The organism is Anaerotruncus rubiinfantis (assembly GCF_900078395.1).
Lineage (GTDB): Bacteria > Bacillota > Clostridia > Oscillospirales > Ruminococcaceae > Anaerotruncus > Anaerotruncus rubiinfantis.
Genome location: NZ_FKLA01000009.1, coordinates 258221 through 273496 on the forward strand (window position 1 = coordinate 258221; position 15276 = coordinate 273496).

General features: G+C 53.7%; 14 protein-coding genes. 10 read left to right on the plus strand and 4 right to left on the minus strand.

The annotated features are described in order from the left end of the window. Positions 1 to 3: 3 nt before the first annotated feature. Positions 4 to 138, minus strand: coding sequence for a 50S ribosomal protein L34 (gene rpmH, locus BN4275_RS06685; protein ID WP_066455760.1), 135 nt, complete (start codon positions 136 to 138; stop codon positions 4 to 6). A gap of 342 nt (positions 139 to 480) precedes the next feature. On the opposite strand from rpmH, the gene dnaA reads away from it, so the two are divergent. The 10 genes from dnaA (at position 481) to BN4275_RS06735 (ending at position 12933) form a co-directional block, all read left to right on the plus strand. Next, positions 481 to 1803 (plus strand): chromosomal replication initiator protein DnaA, encoded by a 1323-nt coding sequence (dnaA, locus tag BN4275_RS06690; RefSeq protein WP_066455763.1) that lies wholly within the window; start codon positions 481 to 483, stop codon positions 1801 to 1803. 361 nt (positions 1804 to 2164) lie between these two features. Continuing rightward, complete coding sequence (gene dnaN, locus BN4275_RS06695; protein ID WP_066455766.1) at positions 2165 to 3268, plus strand: DNA polymerase III subunit beta; 1104 nt, start codon at positions 2165 to 2167, stop codon at positions 3266 to 3268. Positions 3269 to 3319: 51 nt separating this feature from the next. After that, the gene (locus tag BN4275_RS06700; RefSeq protein WP_066460258.1) at positions 3320 to 3538 is read left to right on the plus strand and encodes an RNA-binding S4 domain-containing protein; all 219 of its coding nucleotides are present in this window, start codon (positions 3320 to 3322) and stop codon (positions 3536 to 3538) included. Beyond that, positions 3535 to 4644, plus strand: coding sequence for a DNA replication/repair protein RecF (gene recF / locus BN4275_RS06705; protein ID WP_066455769.1), 1110 nt, complete (start codon positions 3535 to 3537; stop codon positions 4642 to 4644). Before BN4275_RS06700 ends, recF begins: the two co-directional genes overlap by 4 nt. Positions 4645 to 4658: 14 nt before the next feature. Then, the gene (gene remB, locus BN4275_RS06710; RefSeq protein ID WP_066455772.1) at positions 4659 to 4937 is read left to right on the plus strand and encodes an extracellular matrix regulator RemB; all 279 of its coding nucleotides are present in this window, start codon (positions 4659 to 4661) and stop codon (positions 4935 to 4937) included. An 82-nt stretch (positions 4938 to 5019) separates the two neighbouring features. Further along, positions 5020 to 6951 (plus strand): DNA topoisomerase (ATP-hydrolyzing) subunit B, encoded by a 1932-nt coding sequence (gene gyrB, locus BN4275_RS06715; RefSeq protein WP_202614986.1) that lies wholly within the window; start codon positions 5020 to 5022, stop codon positions 6949 to 6951. A 24-nt stretch (positions 6952 to 6975) separates the two neighbouring features. Further along, positions 6976 to 7677, plus strand: a complete 702-nt coding sequence (locus BN4275_RS06720) for a YcxB family protein (protein ID WP_066455778.1) — start codon at positions 6976 to 6978, stop codon at positions 7675 to 7677. Beyond that, a complete protein-coding gene (locus BN4275_RS06725; RefSeq protein ID WP_066455781.1) occupies positions 7674 to 8225 on the plus strand; it encodes a YcxB family protein in 552 nt (183 codons plus the stop codon). Before BN4275_RS06720 ends, BN4275_RS06725 begins: the two co-directional genes overlap by 4 nt. A 126-nt stretch (positions 8226 to 8351) precedes the next feature. Next, positions 8352 to 10898 carry a DNA gyrase subunit A gene (gene gyrA, locus BN4275_RS06730; RefSeq protein ID WP_079988128.1) on the plus strand — a complete coding sequence of 849 codons (2547 nt, stop codon included), beginning with the start codon at positions 8352 to 8354 and terminating at the stop codon, positions 10896 to 10898. Positions 10899 to 11154: 256 nt separating this feature from the next. Beyond that, on the plus strand, positions 11155 to 12933 hold the full coding sequence (locus BN4275_RS06735) for a Na/Pi cotransporter family protein (protein WP_066455784.1): 1779 nt from the start codon (positions 11155 to 11157) through the stop codon (positions 12931 to 12933). 51 nt (positions 12934 to 12984) lie between these two features. Here BN4275_RS06735 and BN4275_RS06740 read toward each other — a convergent pair whose 3' ends face one another. The 3 genes from BN4275_RS06740 to BN4275_RS06750 all read right to left on the minus strand — a co-directional run bounded on the left by BN4275_RS06740 (position 12985) and on the right by BN4275_RS06750 (position 15271). Beyond that, entirely contained in the window at positions 12985 to 13968 is a 984-nt protein-coding gene (locus BN4275_RS06740) for a polysaccharide deacetylase family protein (RefSeq protein WP_066455787.1), read from the minus strand. A 127-nt stretch (positions 13969 to 14095) separates the two neighbouring features. Continuing rightward, the gene (locus tag BN4275_RS06745; protein WP_066455789.1) at positions 14096 to 14683 is read right to left on the minus strand and encodes a class I SAM-dependent methyltransferase; all 588 of its coding nucleotides are present in this window, start codon (positions 14681 to 14683) and stop codon (positions 14096 to 14098) included. A gap of 42 nt (positions 14684 to 14725) precedes the next feature. Next, positions 14726 to 15271 carry an NUDIX domain-containing protein gene (locus tag BN4275_RS06750; RefSeq protein WP_066455791.1) on the minus strand — a complete coding sequence of 182 codons (546 nt, stop codon included), beginning with the start codon at positions 15269 to 15271 and terminating at the stop codon, positions 14726 to 14728. Positions 15272 to 15276: the final 5 nt, after the last annotated feature.

Below are 15276 nucleotides of genomic sequence, written 5' to 3' on the forward strand. Positions count from 1 at the left end.
GGCTTAGTGAGTCAGACGCGCTCTACCTTTCGCTCTTCTGCGAGCGAGTACCTTGCGGCCGTTTTTGGTGGCCATTCTTTTGCGGAAGCCATGCTCTTTCTTTCTCTGGAGCTTTTTCGGCTGATAGGTTCTTAACATCCTTAACCCTCCTCTCGTCGCGTTCGGTAAACATCCCGAAAGGGATGAAAATAACACTGTCTTGAAAAAGGACAGAGTAATCCCTTGCAGAGTAGCATTATACCGCAGTTTGGGGCACTTTGTCAAGTATTCCGGGGGACATCCTCAAAAATTCGCGGCAGGCCGCGCGGGACCCTACTATATAAATATATATCCTTTGTCATCTGTTGAATACTTGAAAAAATGCGTATTTCGTGATAAAATGAATCAGTTATATTGTTTGTGGAAAATGGGTGAAAAACTCCTCTTTCCACAGAATTCCTCTCAAAATTCCACTTCTTATTCACCAAAGGAGCTGCTCACATGGAATCGTTCGCCGAACTTTTTGACCTCGTCCTCGAAAATTGCCAGGGTAAAATGTCTGAAGTTGCTTTCAGCCTCTGGCTGAAAGATATTGTCCCGCTCAAGATGGATGAATCCACCGCCTACCTCAGGGTCAACTCTGAATTTAAAATGAACATCATACGGGAAAAATATACCGCGATGCTCAAATCCGCCTTCGAGGGGGTGCTCGGCTTTCCGGTCGAGGTGGACATCACCTGTGAAACCCCGGCGGAATCCCCTCCCGCGCCCGCTGCCCCTTCCCCGCTTGATCCGCCGTCCAAAACCGGCGAATACGACTACACCTTCGACACCTTCATTGTGGGTTCCTCCAACAAATTCGCACACGCCGCTTCACTCGCGGTAGCGGCAAATCCCGCAAACGCCTACAACCCCCTCTTCATTTACGGGGCCTCCGGGCTTGGCAAAACCCATCTGCTTTACGCCATCTGCGCTGAGATCAAAAAAAACCGCCCCGGCTACAACATCATCTATGTCAAGGGCGATGAATTTGCAAACGAGCTGATCACCTCGATTCAGGACCATACGACTCCCGCCTTCCGCGAAAAATACCGTCAGTCAGACGTTCTGCTGGTCGACGACATCCAGTTCATCGGAGGGAAGGAAAGCACCCAGGAAGAATTCTTCCACACCTTTAATACTCTTTATGAATCCGGCAAGCAGATCGTGCTCGCGTCCGACCGTCCTCCCAAAGAGATTAAAACCCTTGAAGACAGGCTTCGCACCCGTTTTGAATGGGGCCTTCTCGCGGATATCCAGGCGCCGGACTTTGAAACCCGCATTGCAATCATCCGCCGCAAGGCCCAGCTTCTGGACATCCAGGTTCCGGACGATGTGGCCGAATATATCGCCAACCGGCTAAAGACCAACATCCGCCAGCTCGAAGGCGCGGTCAAAAAATTAAAAGCCTATAAGCTTTTGCAGGGGAACAACCCCTCGATCATCATTGCGCAGAATGCCATCCGCGACATTCTCAATGACAACCAGCCGGTGCCTGTCACAGTTGAACGGATCATCGCTGAGGTTGGGCGCACCTACGGCATCACCCCGCAGGATATCCGCTCAAACAAACGCAGCGCGCAGATTTCCTCGGCACGTCAGATCTCCATCTATATCGTGCGTGAAATCACCCAGATGTCAATGTCGACCATCGGAGAGGAATTCGGCGGACGCGACCACAGCACAATTGTTTACGCCATTCAGCAGGTAGAAAAGAATATGCAAAACGACCTGCGGTATAAAGAAACCATCGAGGATATCATCAAAAATATTCGGGACAGCTGATCCCATTTTCCAACAGTTCCACATTCCACCGATTGTTTATCCGGTGGAACCCAAAATTAGAAATTAACAATTTCCACAAAGTTTTCCACATTTTTTCTACTTTCCGCTTTTCTTTTCCACTTAACCGTGTAAAAATCAAAATTTCTTCACGGTTCCAACATTCTATGGACAAGCAACTTTGCCCATAGAAATCCAGCAAAACCGCTTAAAAAGCTATTTTCGTGACTTATCCACTTTTCCGGAGCCCCTACTACTACGGCTATTTTCTTTTATACTCACTCAATCAAAAGAACCTGTTTCCCCGCCTGTGGAAACAAAAATCCGCAAGCGATCCATTTTCCGAAAGATCAGGAGGTTACTTATGAATATTATCGTCAATAAGCAGATGCTAGTTGAAGCCGTCGGTAATGTCTCCCGCGCGGTTTCTTCCAAAAATACGCTTGCCGCGCTCGAAGGAGTTCTCATGAAAGCAAAAGAAGGCAGGCTCTATCTCACCGGCTACGATCTGGAACTTGCGATCAGCACATCCATAGAAGCGCGCGTGCAGCAGGAAGGTGAAATTGTCCTTTCGGCAAAACTCTTCCTGGATATGATCCGCCGGATGCCAAGCGAAGAAATCAGCATCACAACCGATGAAAAATACCTGACTGTCATCAAAGGCTCCATGACCGAATATACCATCCTGGGGATTCCGGCCGCGGAATACCCGGAACTGCCTTCCGTTTCCCAGACCACGAATATCGCGCTGAATCAATCGACGCTGAAAAATATGATCAATCAGACCCTGTTCGCGGTGGCGGTCAGCGATGCCAAGCCGGTGCACACCGGATCGCTTTTCGATGTAAAAGGCGGCGAGCTGAACGTTGTCTCGGTCGACGGCTACCGGCTGGCCCTGCGGCGGGAAAAGGTTTCCTTTGAACAGGATATGATGTTCATTGTCCCGGGTAAATCGCTGTCGGAGGTGTCAAAACTTCTTAAGGATGAGGACAGCCCGATTGAAATCAGTGTTTCAAAGCGCCATATCATCTTCCAGGTTGGAGAATACCAGATCATCTCCCGTTTGCTGGAGGGAGAGTTCCTCGATTATAAGGCCGCGATTCCGTCAGGCGCCGCAACCACGGTAAAGATTGGCGCGCGCGACCTTATCAACGCGATCGACCGCGCATCACTGCTTATTTCAGACAATATTAAAAGCCCGCTTCGTTTAAACTTCAGCGATGGGCTGATTAAAATTTCCTGTTCGACTGCCATCGGAAAGGCGTATGACGAGATCACCTGCAATCAGACGGGCGACGGTGTGGAAATCGGCTTCAACAGCCGGTATATGCTTGACGCGCTCAAAGCGAGCGAATGTGACGAGATTCAGATGGTTATCAATGGGCCGCTTTCCCCTATTAAAATCGTCCCGCTTGAGGGCGACGCATTCACCTTCCTGGTTCTTCCGGTCCGCCTGAAAGCGGAATAAGGAAGGTCATTGAAAAAGGATGACGAAACTTTTGATTTTTTGGAGAAGTTTATGAAGCAGCAGAAAGTCAGCATCCATACTGAATTTATCAAGCTGGATTCCCTTCTCAAATTTGCAGGCGCGGCAGAGACCGGGGGCCAGGCCAAGGAAATGGTCGCTGCCGGCGCTGTGCGTGTCAATGGGGAACCCTGTGTCATGCGCGGAAAGAAAATCCGCGCTGGGGATCGTGTCGCCACCGATGAGATCGAAATTGAGGTTGTGTCGGATTGAGGATAGACCGCATCAAAATCAACGATTTTAGAAATATCGCCGCAATGGAGCTAAAACTCTGTGAAAATGCCAATATTATCTATGGCGATAACGGCCAGGGAAAAACAAATTTTGTCGAAGCCATCTGGCTGTTCACCGGCGCAAAAAGCTTTCGCGGCGCAAAGGACAGCCAGCTTGTGCGGTTTGACTGCCCGCAGGCGGGCCTGGAATTGGATTTCTTTGGGGAAGGCCGGGAACAAAAGGCCATGATGACCATCGATTCCAAGCGCGCCGCGTCACTCAATGAAATTCCGCTGCGTTCCGCAACCGAGCTCGCCGGACATTTCTGCGCGGTAGTCTTTTCCCCTACCCATCTTTCGCTGATCAAGAATGGTCCGCAGGAGAAACGCAAATTTATTGACACTTCAATCTGTCAGATCAAACCGAAATACATCCATATCCTGAATCAGTACACCCGTGTGGTCGATCAGCGCAACCGGCTTTTAAAAGATATTTCCTATGAAGCGAGCCTTTTCGATACGCTCGATATTTGGGATATGCGGCTCTGCTCATTTGCAGCGGTTCTCATCAAGACACGGGCGAGTTTTCTTGAGCGGCTGAAACCGTATGCCCGTGAGATTTACGCGGGCATTTCCCGGGAAAAGGAAGAGCTTGATTTTTCCTATGTATCGACGCTCGGGGGCGATCCGCACGCGGAGATCCCGGAAATTGAAAAGGAGCTGCTTGGGCGGCTGCAGGCAAACCGGGGAGAGGACATCAAAGCAAGGATTACCAACCTTGGCCCGCACCGGGACGACATCGAAATTATGCTGGATGGAAAATCCGCGCGGGCTTATGGTTCGCAGGGGCAGCAGCGCAGCTGCGTGCTGTCGCTCAAGATGGCCGAATGCGAGCTCATCCGTGAGACAATCGGGGAATACCCGGTGGTGCTGCTCGATGATGTGATGAGCGAATTGGACGTTTCCCGGCGGGATTATCTGCTCAATAACCTGCGGGACCGCCAGCTTATCATGACCTGCTGTGACAAAGCGTATTTTAAAACGCTTGGCAGGGGAGCAGGCATCAAAATCCAGGACGGCAGAGCCGTCAGTATGCGAAAATATTGAGAGGAGGACGGGACATGTACCTGCATCTGGGACAGGACACGGTGATACGCACCGATGATATTGTTGGAATTTTCGATCTGGAAAATACCACGATTTCCCGCAACACCAAAGATTTCCTGAGCCGGGCGGAAAAATCGGGCCAGGTGGTGAACGTATCGTACGAGCTTCCAAAATCCTTTGTGATCTGCGCGCAGGGCCGCAGGGATCCAACGGTTTATATCACGCAGATCTCTTCCACAACGCTGAAAAAACGGGCCGGCTTTATTGACGGGATCGCCAATATCGAACGCTGACCGTGAAAGCCGCCCAAGAATGGGCGGAAATAGAACCGATTTAGTCAATGGCCTTTGGTGAAGGCCGAAAGGAGTAGATATTGTGGCGAACACACCGCAGAATGAAAACTACGATTCCACACAAATACAGGTGTTGGAAGGGCTGGAGGCAGTCCGCAAGCGGCCGGGCATGTATATTGGCTCGACCGGGACCCGGGGCCTGCATCATCTGGTGTATGAAATCGTGGATAACTCGATCGACGAGGCGCTCGCAGGATACTGCGACAAGATCACGGTGGAGCTTTTGCCGGGCGAGATCGTACGCGTGTGCGACGACGGCCGCGGCATCCCGGTTGGAATCCAGCAGCAGACCGGCCTGCCGGCGGTAACGGTTGTCTTTACCATCCTGCACGCGGGCGGCAAATTCGGCGGCAGCGGCTATAAGGTTTCCGGCGGCCTGCATGGCGTCGGCGCTTCGGTTGTAAACGCTCTTTCGGAATGGCTCGAGGTGGAGGTCTGCGACGGCAAACATCGATATTACCAGCGGTTTGAACGTGGCAAGGAATGCGCGCCGCTCGAAATCGTCGGGGAAACCGACCGGCGCGGCACGCAGGTTGCGTTCAAGGCCGATTCGGATATCTTTGAAGAGACAGTCTACGATTATGAAGTCCTGCTGACCCGCCTGCGCGAACAGGCATTTTTGAACGCTGGTGTCTATATCGTGCTAAAGGATCTGCGTCAGCCGGAACCGGTTGAGACTGACCTGCAGTATGAAGGCGGCATCCGTTCGTTTGTCGAGCATATCCACCAGCGCAAAGGTGTGGAAACGCTGCATGACGACGTGATCTACCTTGCGGCGCGTGACGGGGACAACACCGCTGAAGTCGCTATGCAGTGGAATGACAGCTACAACGAATTACTTCTTTCGTTTGCGAACAATATCCACACGACTGACGGAGGCACCCACGAGGTGGGGTTCAAAAACGCCCTGACCCGCGCGATGAACGATTACGCGCGGCGGTATAACATCCTCAAGGACAACGATAAAAACCTGAGCGGTGAAGATGTGCGTGAAGGTCTGACGGCAGTCATTTCGGTTAAGCTGACCGACGCGCAGTTTGAAGGCCAGACCAAGGCGAAGCTTGGCAACACGTCGATGCGCGCGCTGGTCGATGGGCTTGTCTACGAGAAACTCACCACCTATTTTGAGGAAAACCCGGCGGTGGCGCGGTCGATTATGGATAAATCCCTCAACGCCTCCCGCGCCCGCGAAGCGGCGCGCAAAGCGCGCGAGGTTGCGCGGCGAAAATCCGCGCTTGAGACCGCGTCGCTTCCCGGCAAGCTTGCCGATTGTTCGCAGCATGGCGCGGACGGCACCGAAATCTACATCGTCGAGGGAGATTCGGCGGGCGGTTCGGCCAAAATGGGACGCGACCGGCGGTTCCAGGCGATCCTGCCGCTCTGGGGCAAGATGCTCAACGTCGAAAAAGCGCGGCTCGACCGGGTTTACGGAAACGACAAGCTGATGCCGGTCGTCACGGCGCTCGGCACCGGCATCGGGGACGAATTCGATCTTTCAAAGCTGCGGTACGGCAAGGTTATCATCATGGCCGATGCGGATGTCGACGGCAGTCATATCCGCACCCTGCTGCTCACCTTCTTTTTCCGCTATATGCGTCCGCTTATCGAGGAGGGGCACATCTGCATCGCGCAGCCGCCGCTCTTCAAGGTCAGCCGGGGCAAACAGGTCCGATATGCGTTTTCGGATGAGGAACGCGATCAGTATATCCGCGAACTCTGCCCGGACGGAAACGGAAAATGTGATGTACAGCGTTATAAGGGCCTTGGTGAAATGGACCCGGAACAGCTTTGGGAAACAACCATGAACCCGGAAAACCGCACCATGCTGCGCGTCTCGATGGAGGATGCGGTCAAGGCGGATGAGATCTTCACCATCCTGATGGGCGACAAGGTTGCGCCGCGCAAGGAATTCATCGAACAGAACGCAAAATATGTGACCAATCTGGATATTTAACCTTCCAGCGAAAGGAGATTCTTCATGCAGGAAAACGAAATGCAGCAGGAATTCGACCAAGCGGAAGCGCCCGGCAGTGAAGCACAGGCGCCGGATGAAGCTGTGCCGGCTGGGAATGCCACTGCTGAAACACAGCCGGCGGTCCGCCAGGATGAGCAGGAACAGCTCAAGAAGCTGTTCACACTGAAATATAAAATCCCGCTGGAGGAATATCACGAATTTCATGTCATCATGAGCGCCGACCATGTGAGAAAGAACAGCGGACGCAATAACAAGATCGGCATTGTTGAAGTGGTGGTCGGCTTGGGATTGCTGGCGGCGATGCTTGCAATGGGTAAGGAGATCGGCGCTTTCTACTATGTTTTGGTGGTTGGAATGATCCTGATGGGGCTTTACAGCGTCAGTTACTACCGTTTTTTCTACCCGCGGATACTGCGCCGGGTGGTCGAAAAACAGCACGCCGGCACCCCTTATCTGCAAAGTGAAATCACAGTGGATTTTTATTCCAACAAATGCACGGAATATATTCAGGATAAGCAGGCCGATACCTTCTGGCATTCGATCCTGGAGGTTCGGGAGAACAGGAACCTCTATTTGATCATGCTGGGGGAGAAACGCTGCCTGCTGATCCCGAAATCGCAGCTCTCTGAAAAAGAGATCGCCAAGCTCGATAAACTGCTCGGCCAGGTCTGTGCGAATTATGAAAAGAAGAGGATCCTGATATGAACGAAATACCGGCCGCCGGTGCGCGGCAGACCACAGTTACCTTCGAGGCGCGCGTGGAGGACTTTTTGCAGGCGGCGGCGGTTTTTGACCTCAAAAACCGGGTCAATTCCCGCCGTTCGCTGGAACTGCTGGGCGTCATGGTGCTGCTTTTGATGTTTGTCCCGGCGCTGCTGAAACAGCCTGACAGCCTGGCAAATTGGGTGATGACGATCGCGGGAGTCATTCTGGGACTGTTGGTATGGAAATACCCGGCTTACGCAAACCGGCAGTTTGCCCGGCGGCGGGCGATGGACTGCCCAGAATATACGATGACTGTCACAGCGGATGGGATCGATGTGCTGGAAGGCCCGGCAAGCTATCATATCGCTTACAGCGATCATCCCGCTGTGTGGGAATACCGCAATGTATTCGCAATTTGCCATGAGAAGAACCGTCTGCTTGCCATCCCGAAGGATCAGCTTGGCGAGGAGGTCTGCGGGCAGCTGCGCGGCCTGTTTTCGCAGGGGCTTGGCGACCGGTATGAAAATGTGTACAGCAAAGAAAAATAGGCCGGAAATTACGCGCGCTGCTGCGCGCGGCGCGGGATACGATTCCCGCCCCGGCACCGGCGGATCTCCTTCTTGGGGAGAGACGCCTGGAACGATTGAGACCGCAGGCAAAGGAGAGAGAACCGAATGAGCAAGGATCACAGCAAGAAGGGGCAGCAGGACAAAGACGCCGCCTTCGATCCCGAAATAATCGAAACCCGAATCCATTCAATCGACATTGAAAGCGAGATGAAGAAATCCTTCCTCGACTATTCGATGTCGGTCATTGTCAGCCGCGCGCTGCCGGATGTGCGCGACGGCTTAAAGCCGGTGCACCGGCGTATCCTCTATACCCTGCATGAAAACGGGCTCACCCCGGATAAGGCTTACCGCAAGTGCGCGGATACGGTCGGCACCGTGCTTGGCCGGTATCATCCGCACGGCGATGCGTCGGTTTATGATGCGATGGTGCGCCTGGCGCAGGATTTTTCAATGCGTTACCCGCTGGTGGACGGGCATGGGAACTTCGGATCGGTCGACGGCGATCCGCCGGCCGCCTACCGTTATACCGAGAGCCGCATGAGCAAGATTTCACTTTCACTGCTCACCGATATCGACAAGGAAACGGTCGATTTCATGCCGAACTACGACGACCGCCTGCAGGAGCCGGTCGTGCTGCCGAGCCGGTTCCCGAACCTGCTGGTGAACGGGTCGACCGGCATCGCGGTCGGCATGGCGACCAATATCCCGCCGCACAATCTCGGCGAGGTCATTGACGCGGCGCAGCTGCTGATCGATAACCCGGACGCCACGCTCGAGGATCTGATGCAGCATATCAAAGGTCCGGACTTCCCAACCGGCGGCATCATCATGGGCCGCAGCGGTATCCGCGCGGCTTATGCGACTGGCCGCGGCAAGGTCATTCTGCGCGCGCGCAGCGAAATTGAAGAAATGGCAAACGGCCGCGAACGGATTGTCGTCACCGAAATCCCCTATATGGTCAACAAGGCGCGGCTGATCGAATCGATCGCTGACCTTGTCAAGGATAAACGCATCGACCAGATTTCCGACCTGCGCGACGAATCCGACCGCGACGGCATGCGCATTGTGATTGAGCTCAAGCGTGACGCAAACGCGCAGGTGGTCCTGAACCAGCTCTACTCCTACAGCCAGATGCAGGACACCTGTGGCGTCATCATGCTGGCGCTTTCGGGCGGTGTGCCGAAGGTGATGGGCCTCAAGGAGATGCTTGGCCATTATGTCGACTTCCAGGGCGAGATCATCACCCGGCGCACGAAATACGATCTGCGCAAGGCAAAAGAACGCGAACACATCCTGGAAGGACTCAAGCTTGTCTGCGACAACACCGACGAAGTGATCTCGATCATCCGGCATTCCAAGGACGTGCCGGATTCCAAAAAGAACCTGATCGACCGGTTCGGCATCACCGATATCCAGGCCTCCGCGATTGTGGCAATGCGCATTGGACAGCTGTCCGGCATGGAACGCATCAAAATTGAGGAAGAGTTGGCCGCAATCTTGGAAAAAGTGGCTGAATACGAATCGATCCTGGCGGATTATGGGAAGGTCATGCAGATTGTCAAAGACGAACTGACCGTCATGAAGGAAAAATATGCCGATGAACGCCGTACAGAAATCAAAGCGGTGAGCGGCGAAGTGGATATTGAGGATCTGATCCCGGTGGAGGACTGCGTCATCACGCTGACTCATTTCGGCTATATCAAGCGCCAGGTGATGGATGTTTATAAGACCCAGCGGCGCGGCGGACGCGGTGTTTCGGGCATGACGCGCCGGGAAGAGGATTTTGTGGAAGAGCTGTTTGTTTGCTCGACGCATGATTATATCATGTTCTTTACCTCGAAAGGCCGCTGCTTCAGGCTGAAGGGGTATGAGATCGGGGAATGCAGCCGGACATCGCGCGGCACAAACATTGTGAATCTTTTGCAGATGGACCCGGATGAAAAGGTCACCTCGATGATCAAGGTGAGCGAATTCAGCGACGACATGTATTTGACGATGGTGACCCGCAAAGGTCTCATCAAGCGGACGGAACTGTCCGCATACCGGAATGTGCGCCGGATGGGTCTGATTGCGATTGGGCTCAACGAAGATGACGAGCTCGCCTGGACGCGGCTGACCGACGGCAACAGCGAGCTGATTGTAGCGACGAAAAACGGCATGGCGATCCGTTTTAACGAACAGGATGCGCGGCCGCTGTCACGGACGGCGCGCGGCGTGAAAGCGATCACGCTGGATGAAGGCGACGAAGTGGTCGGCATGAGCCGGGTACGGGAAGGCGCGACGCTGCTGACGGTTTCGGAAAGCGGCCTTGGGCGGCGCTCAGAGATTGAGCAGTACCGTTTACAGACGCGCGGCGGCAAGGGAATCCGCAATTACTATGTGGATAAGAACGGGCCGGTTGCGGGGGTCAAATCGGTGAGTGAAGAAGACGACATCATCCTGATCACGGACGACGGGGTAATCATCCGGATACCGGCGAGCGACATTACGGTTCAGTCGCGGTACGGCGGCGGCGTACGGGTGATGCGCGTTTCGGAGGAAGGGCGCGTTGTGACGCTGGCGCGCGCGCCAAAAGAAGAGGAAGAAGCTGACGTTGAAGAGGGCGACAGCGAAGACGGGCCGGAAGAGAACGGCGCGTCAACCGAAGAATAAAAAAACAGGCGGGCTGCAAACGCAGCCCGCCTGTTTTTTCAGAAAAAGTTTCGCGAATGAAAGTTTGTTTAAAGCTTTTAGATTAGACAGCTTTTGTGCATTTCAAACGGTTTTTGACGGTTTTCCTGCACAAACTTCTCATCCTTTGCCCCTCCCCTTTCGGTTGGAAAGGGTGTACAAACACTTTTTTCTTCGATATAATATTCATGTATGTAAAAGGAAAGAAAAAAGAATGTAAAGAAGTGAGGAGTTTTCTGTGGACCTTTTCGGTTTTATTAAGCTGCTCGGCGGCTTGGCAATGTTCCTCTATGGCATGTCCCTGCTCGGAACCGGTCTCGAACGTGTTTCCGGCGGCCGCCTCGAAAAAACCCTCGAAAGTCTGACCAGTACCGTTGTCAAAGGCGTCTTGCTCGGTGCTGTCGTCACCGCCGCCATCCAGTCCTCTTCCGCAACCACTGTCATCGTCGTCGGCCTTGTCAATGCCCGCGTCCTGAAACTGCGTAACGCCATCGGCGTGATTATGGGCGCAAATATTGGTACCACCATCACAGCGCATATCCTGCGGCTTTCAGATTTGCAGTCGGATAATTTCTTTCTCCTGCTCCTCAAACCCGCAACCCTTGCCCCGCTTGCCTCCATCATCGGCGTGGTGCTCTTTATGGCGGCAAAACGCAGCAAGATCAAAGATATTGGACAAACCATGATTGGGTTCGGAATCCTCTTTACCGGTATGTTCGCCATGGAAGCCGCGGTTATGCCTCTGAGCGAACAGCCCGCTTTCCGCAACCTCTTCGCAACCTTTGCCAACCCGATTATCGGTGTGCTCGTCGGTACTTTTGTCACCGCTGCCATCCAGTCCTCCGCGGCGTCCATCGGTATTTTGCAGGCGCTGTCCTCCACCGGGTTCGTCACCTATTCCATGGCCTTTCCCATTATCATGGGCCAGAATATCGGTACCTGCATCACCCCCATTCTCGCTTCGATCGGCGCTTCCAAAAATGCAAAACGGACTGCGGCTGTGCATGTCTGTTTCAATATCCTGGGTACCCTCATTTTTATCGCGTTCTGTTATACCTATCAGTCGCTGGTCGGTTTCTCCTTCTGGGAGCTGCCGATCGATAAAGGCGGAATCGCAAACTTCCATACCATCTTCAACGTCTGCACCACCCTCCTGTTTATCCCGCTGGCAGGCGTGCTGGAGAAGCTCGCATGTACCATTGTCCGCGATAAAAAAGGCGACGGCGAGATCGATATTACCGCCATCACGTTGGATGAACGTCTCATGGTCTCCCCTGGCCTTGCTGTGAACCATGCCCGTGAAGCGGTCGCACAGATGGGGATGCTTGCCCGGAATAATTATCACACGGCGGTTGGATTGCTGCTGGGTACCTTCGACCTGAAAACAGTCGAACGGCTCAATGAAACCGAAGATGTAGTCGATAAAATGGAGGACCGGGTTGAGACCTACCTGCTCAAACTTTCGGAAAAGAAATTGACCGATAACGAGAGCAGGAGCATTTCGGAATTGCTGCACACCTGCGGGGAATTTGAACGCATTGCGGATCATTCGCAGAATATTTGCGAGTGCGCGCAGCGGATGTATGATTCCGGCAGCAAGTTCTCCAAGCGTGCCACCGAGGAGATGGGCATCATCTGCGATGCGGTCGGTGAAATTGTGGATCTCGCGCTCGATTCTTTCCAGCGGGTCAACCTGACCGCTGCCGGAAGTGTGGAACCGTTGGAGGAGATCATTGACGAGATGGAGGAAACGCTCAAGGACAAGCATATTGAACGCTTGCGCAAAGGCAAATGTACCGTCGATGCAGCCTTCCCGTTTGTGGAGGCGCTCTCAAATCTCGAGCGCATCGCCGACCATTGCTCGAATGTCGGTGTTTCGGTTCTGACCTATGACGGCGCGCATGGAGCGATCGACCGCCATGAATATGTCCAGAAGACGCGCAAGGAACATGCGGAGCAGTTCCAGGATAAATATATCGTCTACAGCACGAAGTATTTCAACAAAATTAAAAAGTGAAATGCCACCTAAAAGCGCCTCCCCGACACCGGGGAGGCGCTTTTATTTCTTCTATTCGTCTGGTTCGATTACCGGCAGGTCCCATTTACAGATCTTCATACCCCGCGATTCCGCCTCGTCGATCAGCTCTCCCAGGATTGCCGCGTTGTCCTTGCTGACCGCATGCAGCAGGTAGATACCGCCGTCGTGCAGCATTTTGGTGGTCTTTTGCAGCGCCGCTTCGGAACCCATCTGCTTATCCGGGTCCCAGTCCGCATAGGCGAAGCTCCAAAGCACAGTTGTGTAACCAAGGTCCTGCACCATGGCCAGGGTCTGTTCACTGAAAAGTCCCTGCGGCGGACGGTAGAGGTACATGTCGTAACCGAATTGCTCCGCGACCAGATCATGCAGCTCCTTGATGTCCTGGTAACAGGTTTCCACATCCGCCTGTTCAACCGGGACCTTGTGGTGGTTGGTGTGGTTGCCGACCACATGCCCCTCATCGATCATCCGCTGGACGAGCTCCGGATTCGAGCGGACAAAATCGCCGGTGACAAAAAAGACCGCGCTCACGCCTTTTTCTTTAAGTACATCCAGGATGGCGGGGGTGTAACCGTTCTCATAACCCTCGTCAAAGGTTAAGTAGAATTTGTTGCTGCCTGCTGGTGCGATGAAATAAGCGTTATACTTTCCGTATTTTTCTTGAAGTTGTTCACATGCGGTAGTGCGATTGGTTTCGGGATCCACCTGGACGCCCGGGCCCCAGGTAACTGCGGCCGGGTCCAGAGCACCGATTTTATCAAAATCGGTGCTCATGGTCGGAGTCACAAGGCTTTCCGCGCCGGAAATGATCTCGTCGACGCCGCTCTCAAGATCGGACGCAAGGCCCGATTCCGCATGGGAAGAGGACGGCAGCGAAGATGCGATCGAGGAGGACGGAGCCGCCGAAGAAGACGGAGCGACACTCGACGAAGGCGATTCATTTTTGCGCGAGGTACACGCAGCCATGGAAACGATCAAAGCAAGCGCTAAAGCGGTAGAAACAAACGCTTTCATTGGATACTTCCTTTCAAAATAAACTGAAAAAGTGCCAGGGATGATGAAATAACAACGCTATTTCGGATTTATTGTGTGCAGCAAAACCCGAAATAACAAGCCACCCGGCAGGAATGATTTTCCAGTTTTAAAGCATGCATGACACGCCGGAAACCGCATAAAGCGCCGGAGTGTCCACCGCAAGGTCCACGTCGAAACAGGGCGCCAGCGTGTGCGCAAGCGTCTGCGCGGCTGGAAGCGGCATCGAAAGCCCGGGAGCGCTGCCCTGGTGCAGGGCGTTGATCTCGGATCTGCCCTGCGAATGACAGATCATCACCCGGCCGCCCGGCAAAAGAAGATGATGAAGCTGTCGGATCAGGCTCCCGCGGTTTTCAAAGTGCGGGAAAGCGCTGTAAACCACGGCAAGGTCAAATTCGCCGTCGGAAAGCTCCATCACATCCTGACAGCGGTATTCCACGCGTGCATCATCGCATTTTTGCTTTGCAAGTGCGATCATCCGAGGGGAAAAATCCACGCCGACCACCTGTTTCGGCTGCCGTTCGAGCAGATAGGGCGTCAGCACGCCTGTGCCGCATCCCACATCGAGTACCCGTGCCCCTGGGGCAATCCCGCATAGGGTGACCAGTGTACGCAGCTTGTCCGGATTGTGGGAGCAGATTTCGTCCCATGTTTCAGCGCGTTCATCAAAATATGCAATCTGTGCAGATTTATCCATTTTGGAAGCGTCCTTTCGCAAGAAGAATACGGAATCGCCGGATCAGATCCGGCCGGCGTTTTGCAGCGCCGCGAATTTCAGGATGCCAAGTTGGGTTTTGGCATCGGGAATTTCCCCATCCAATACCATGGCAACCGCTTTTTCCACAGGAATTTTCTGAACGGTTAAAAACTCGTTCTCATCAAGGCGCTGCTGTGATGCATGGAGATTTTTTGCGTAGAAAAGATGGATGATTTCGGTGTCATAGGCACAGGTCGGGTAAAGCTTGCCGAGCGGCTCGAAAGTTTGTGCCGTGCAGCCGCACTCCTCCTCCAGCTCGCGCCGTCCGGCCGCGGCTGGGTCCTCGCCCTTTTCGAGCTTGCCCGCAGGCAGCTCCAACAATACATCTGCAAACGGATAACGGTACTGTGACACAAAGAAGATCGTTCCATCCTCATCCAAAGCGATCACCGCGACCCCGCCGTTGTGTTCCACCACTTCGCGGGTGGAAGTCTTCCCGTTTTCCAATTCCACCGTGTCCCGCCGCAGATTCAGGATGCGGCCTTCATAAATCCGGGTAGAGTCGATCGTCTTTTCAAAATGTGTCATAAAGA

Coding starts and splice junctions, on each gene's coding strand:
- BN4275_RS06700 (WP_066460258.1), top strand. CDS start 3,320: ATGAAGCAGCAGAAAGTCAGCATCCATACTGAATTTATCAAGCTGGAT.
- BN4275_RS06720 (WP_066455778.1), top strand. CDS start 6,976: ATGCAGGAAAACGAAATGCAGCAGGAATTCGACCAAGCGGAAGCGCCC.
- rpmH (WP_066455760.1), bottom strand. CDS start 138: ATGTTAAGAACCTATCAGCCGAAAAAGCTCCAGAGAAAGAAAGAGCAT.
- BN4275_RS06750 (WP_066455791.1), bottom strand. CDS start 15,271: ATGACACATTTTGAAAAGACGATCGACTCTACCCGGATTTATGAAGGC.
- dnaA (WP_066455763.1), top strand. CDS start 481: ATGGAATCGTTCGCCGAACTTTTTGACCTCGTCCTCGAAAATTGCCAG.
- dnaN (WP_066455766.1), top strand. CDS start 2,165: ATGAATATTATCGTCAATAAGCAGATGCTAGTTGAAGCCGTCGGTAAT.
- BN4275_RS06740 (WP_066455787.1), bottom strand. CDS start 13,968: ATGAAAGCGTTTGTTTCTACCGCTTTAGCGCTTGCTTTGATCGTTTCC.
- BN4275_RS06725 (WP_066455781.1), top strand. CDS start 7,674: ATGAACGAAATACCGGCCGCCGGTGCGCGGCAGACCACAGTTACCTTC.
- BN4275_RS06745 (WP_066455789.1), bottom strand. CDS start 14,683: ATGGATAAATCTGCACAGATTGCATATTTTGATGAACGCGCTGAAACA.
- gyrA (WP_079988128.1), top strand. CDS start 8,352: ATGAGCAAGGATCACAGCAAGAAGGGGCAGCAGGACAAAGACGCCGCC.
- remB (WP_066455772.1), top strand. CDS start 4,659: ATGTACCTGCATCTGGGACAGGACACGGTGATACGCACCGATGATATT.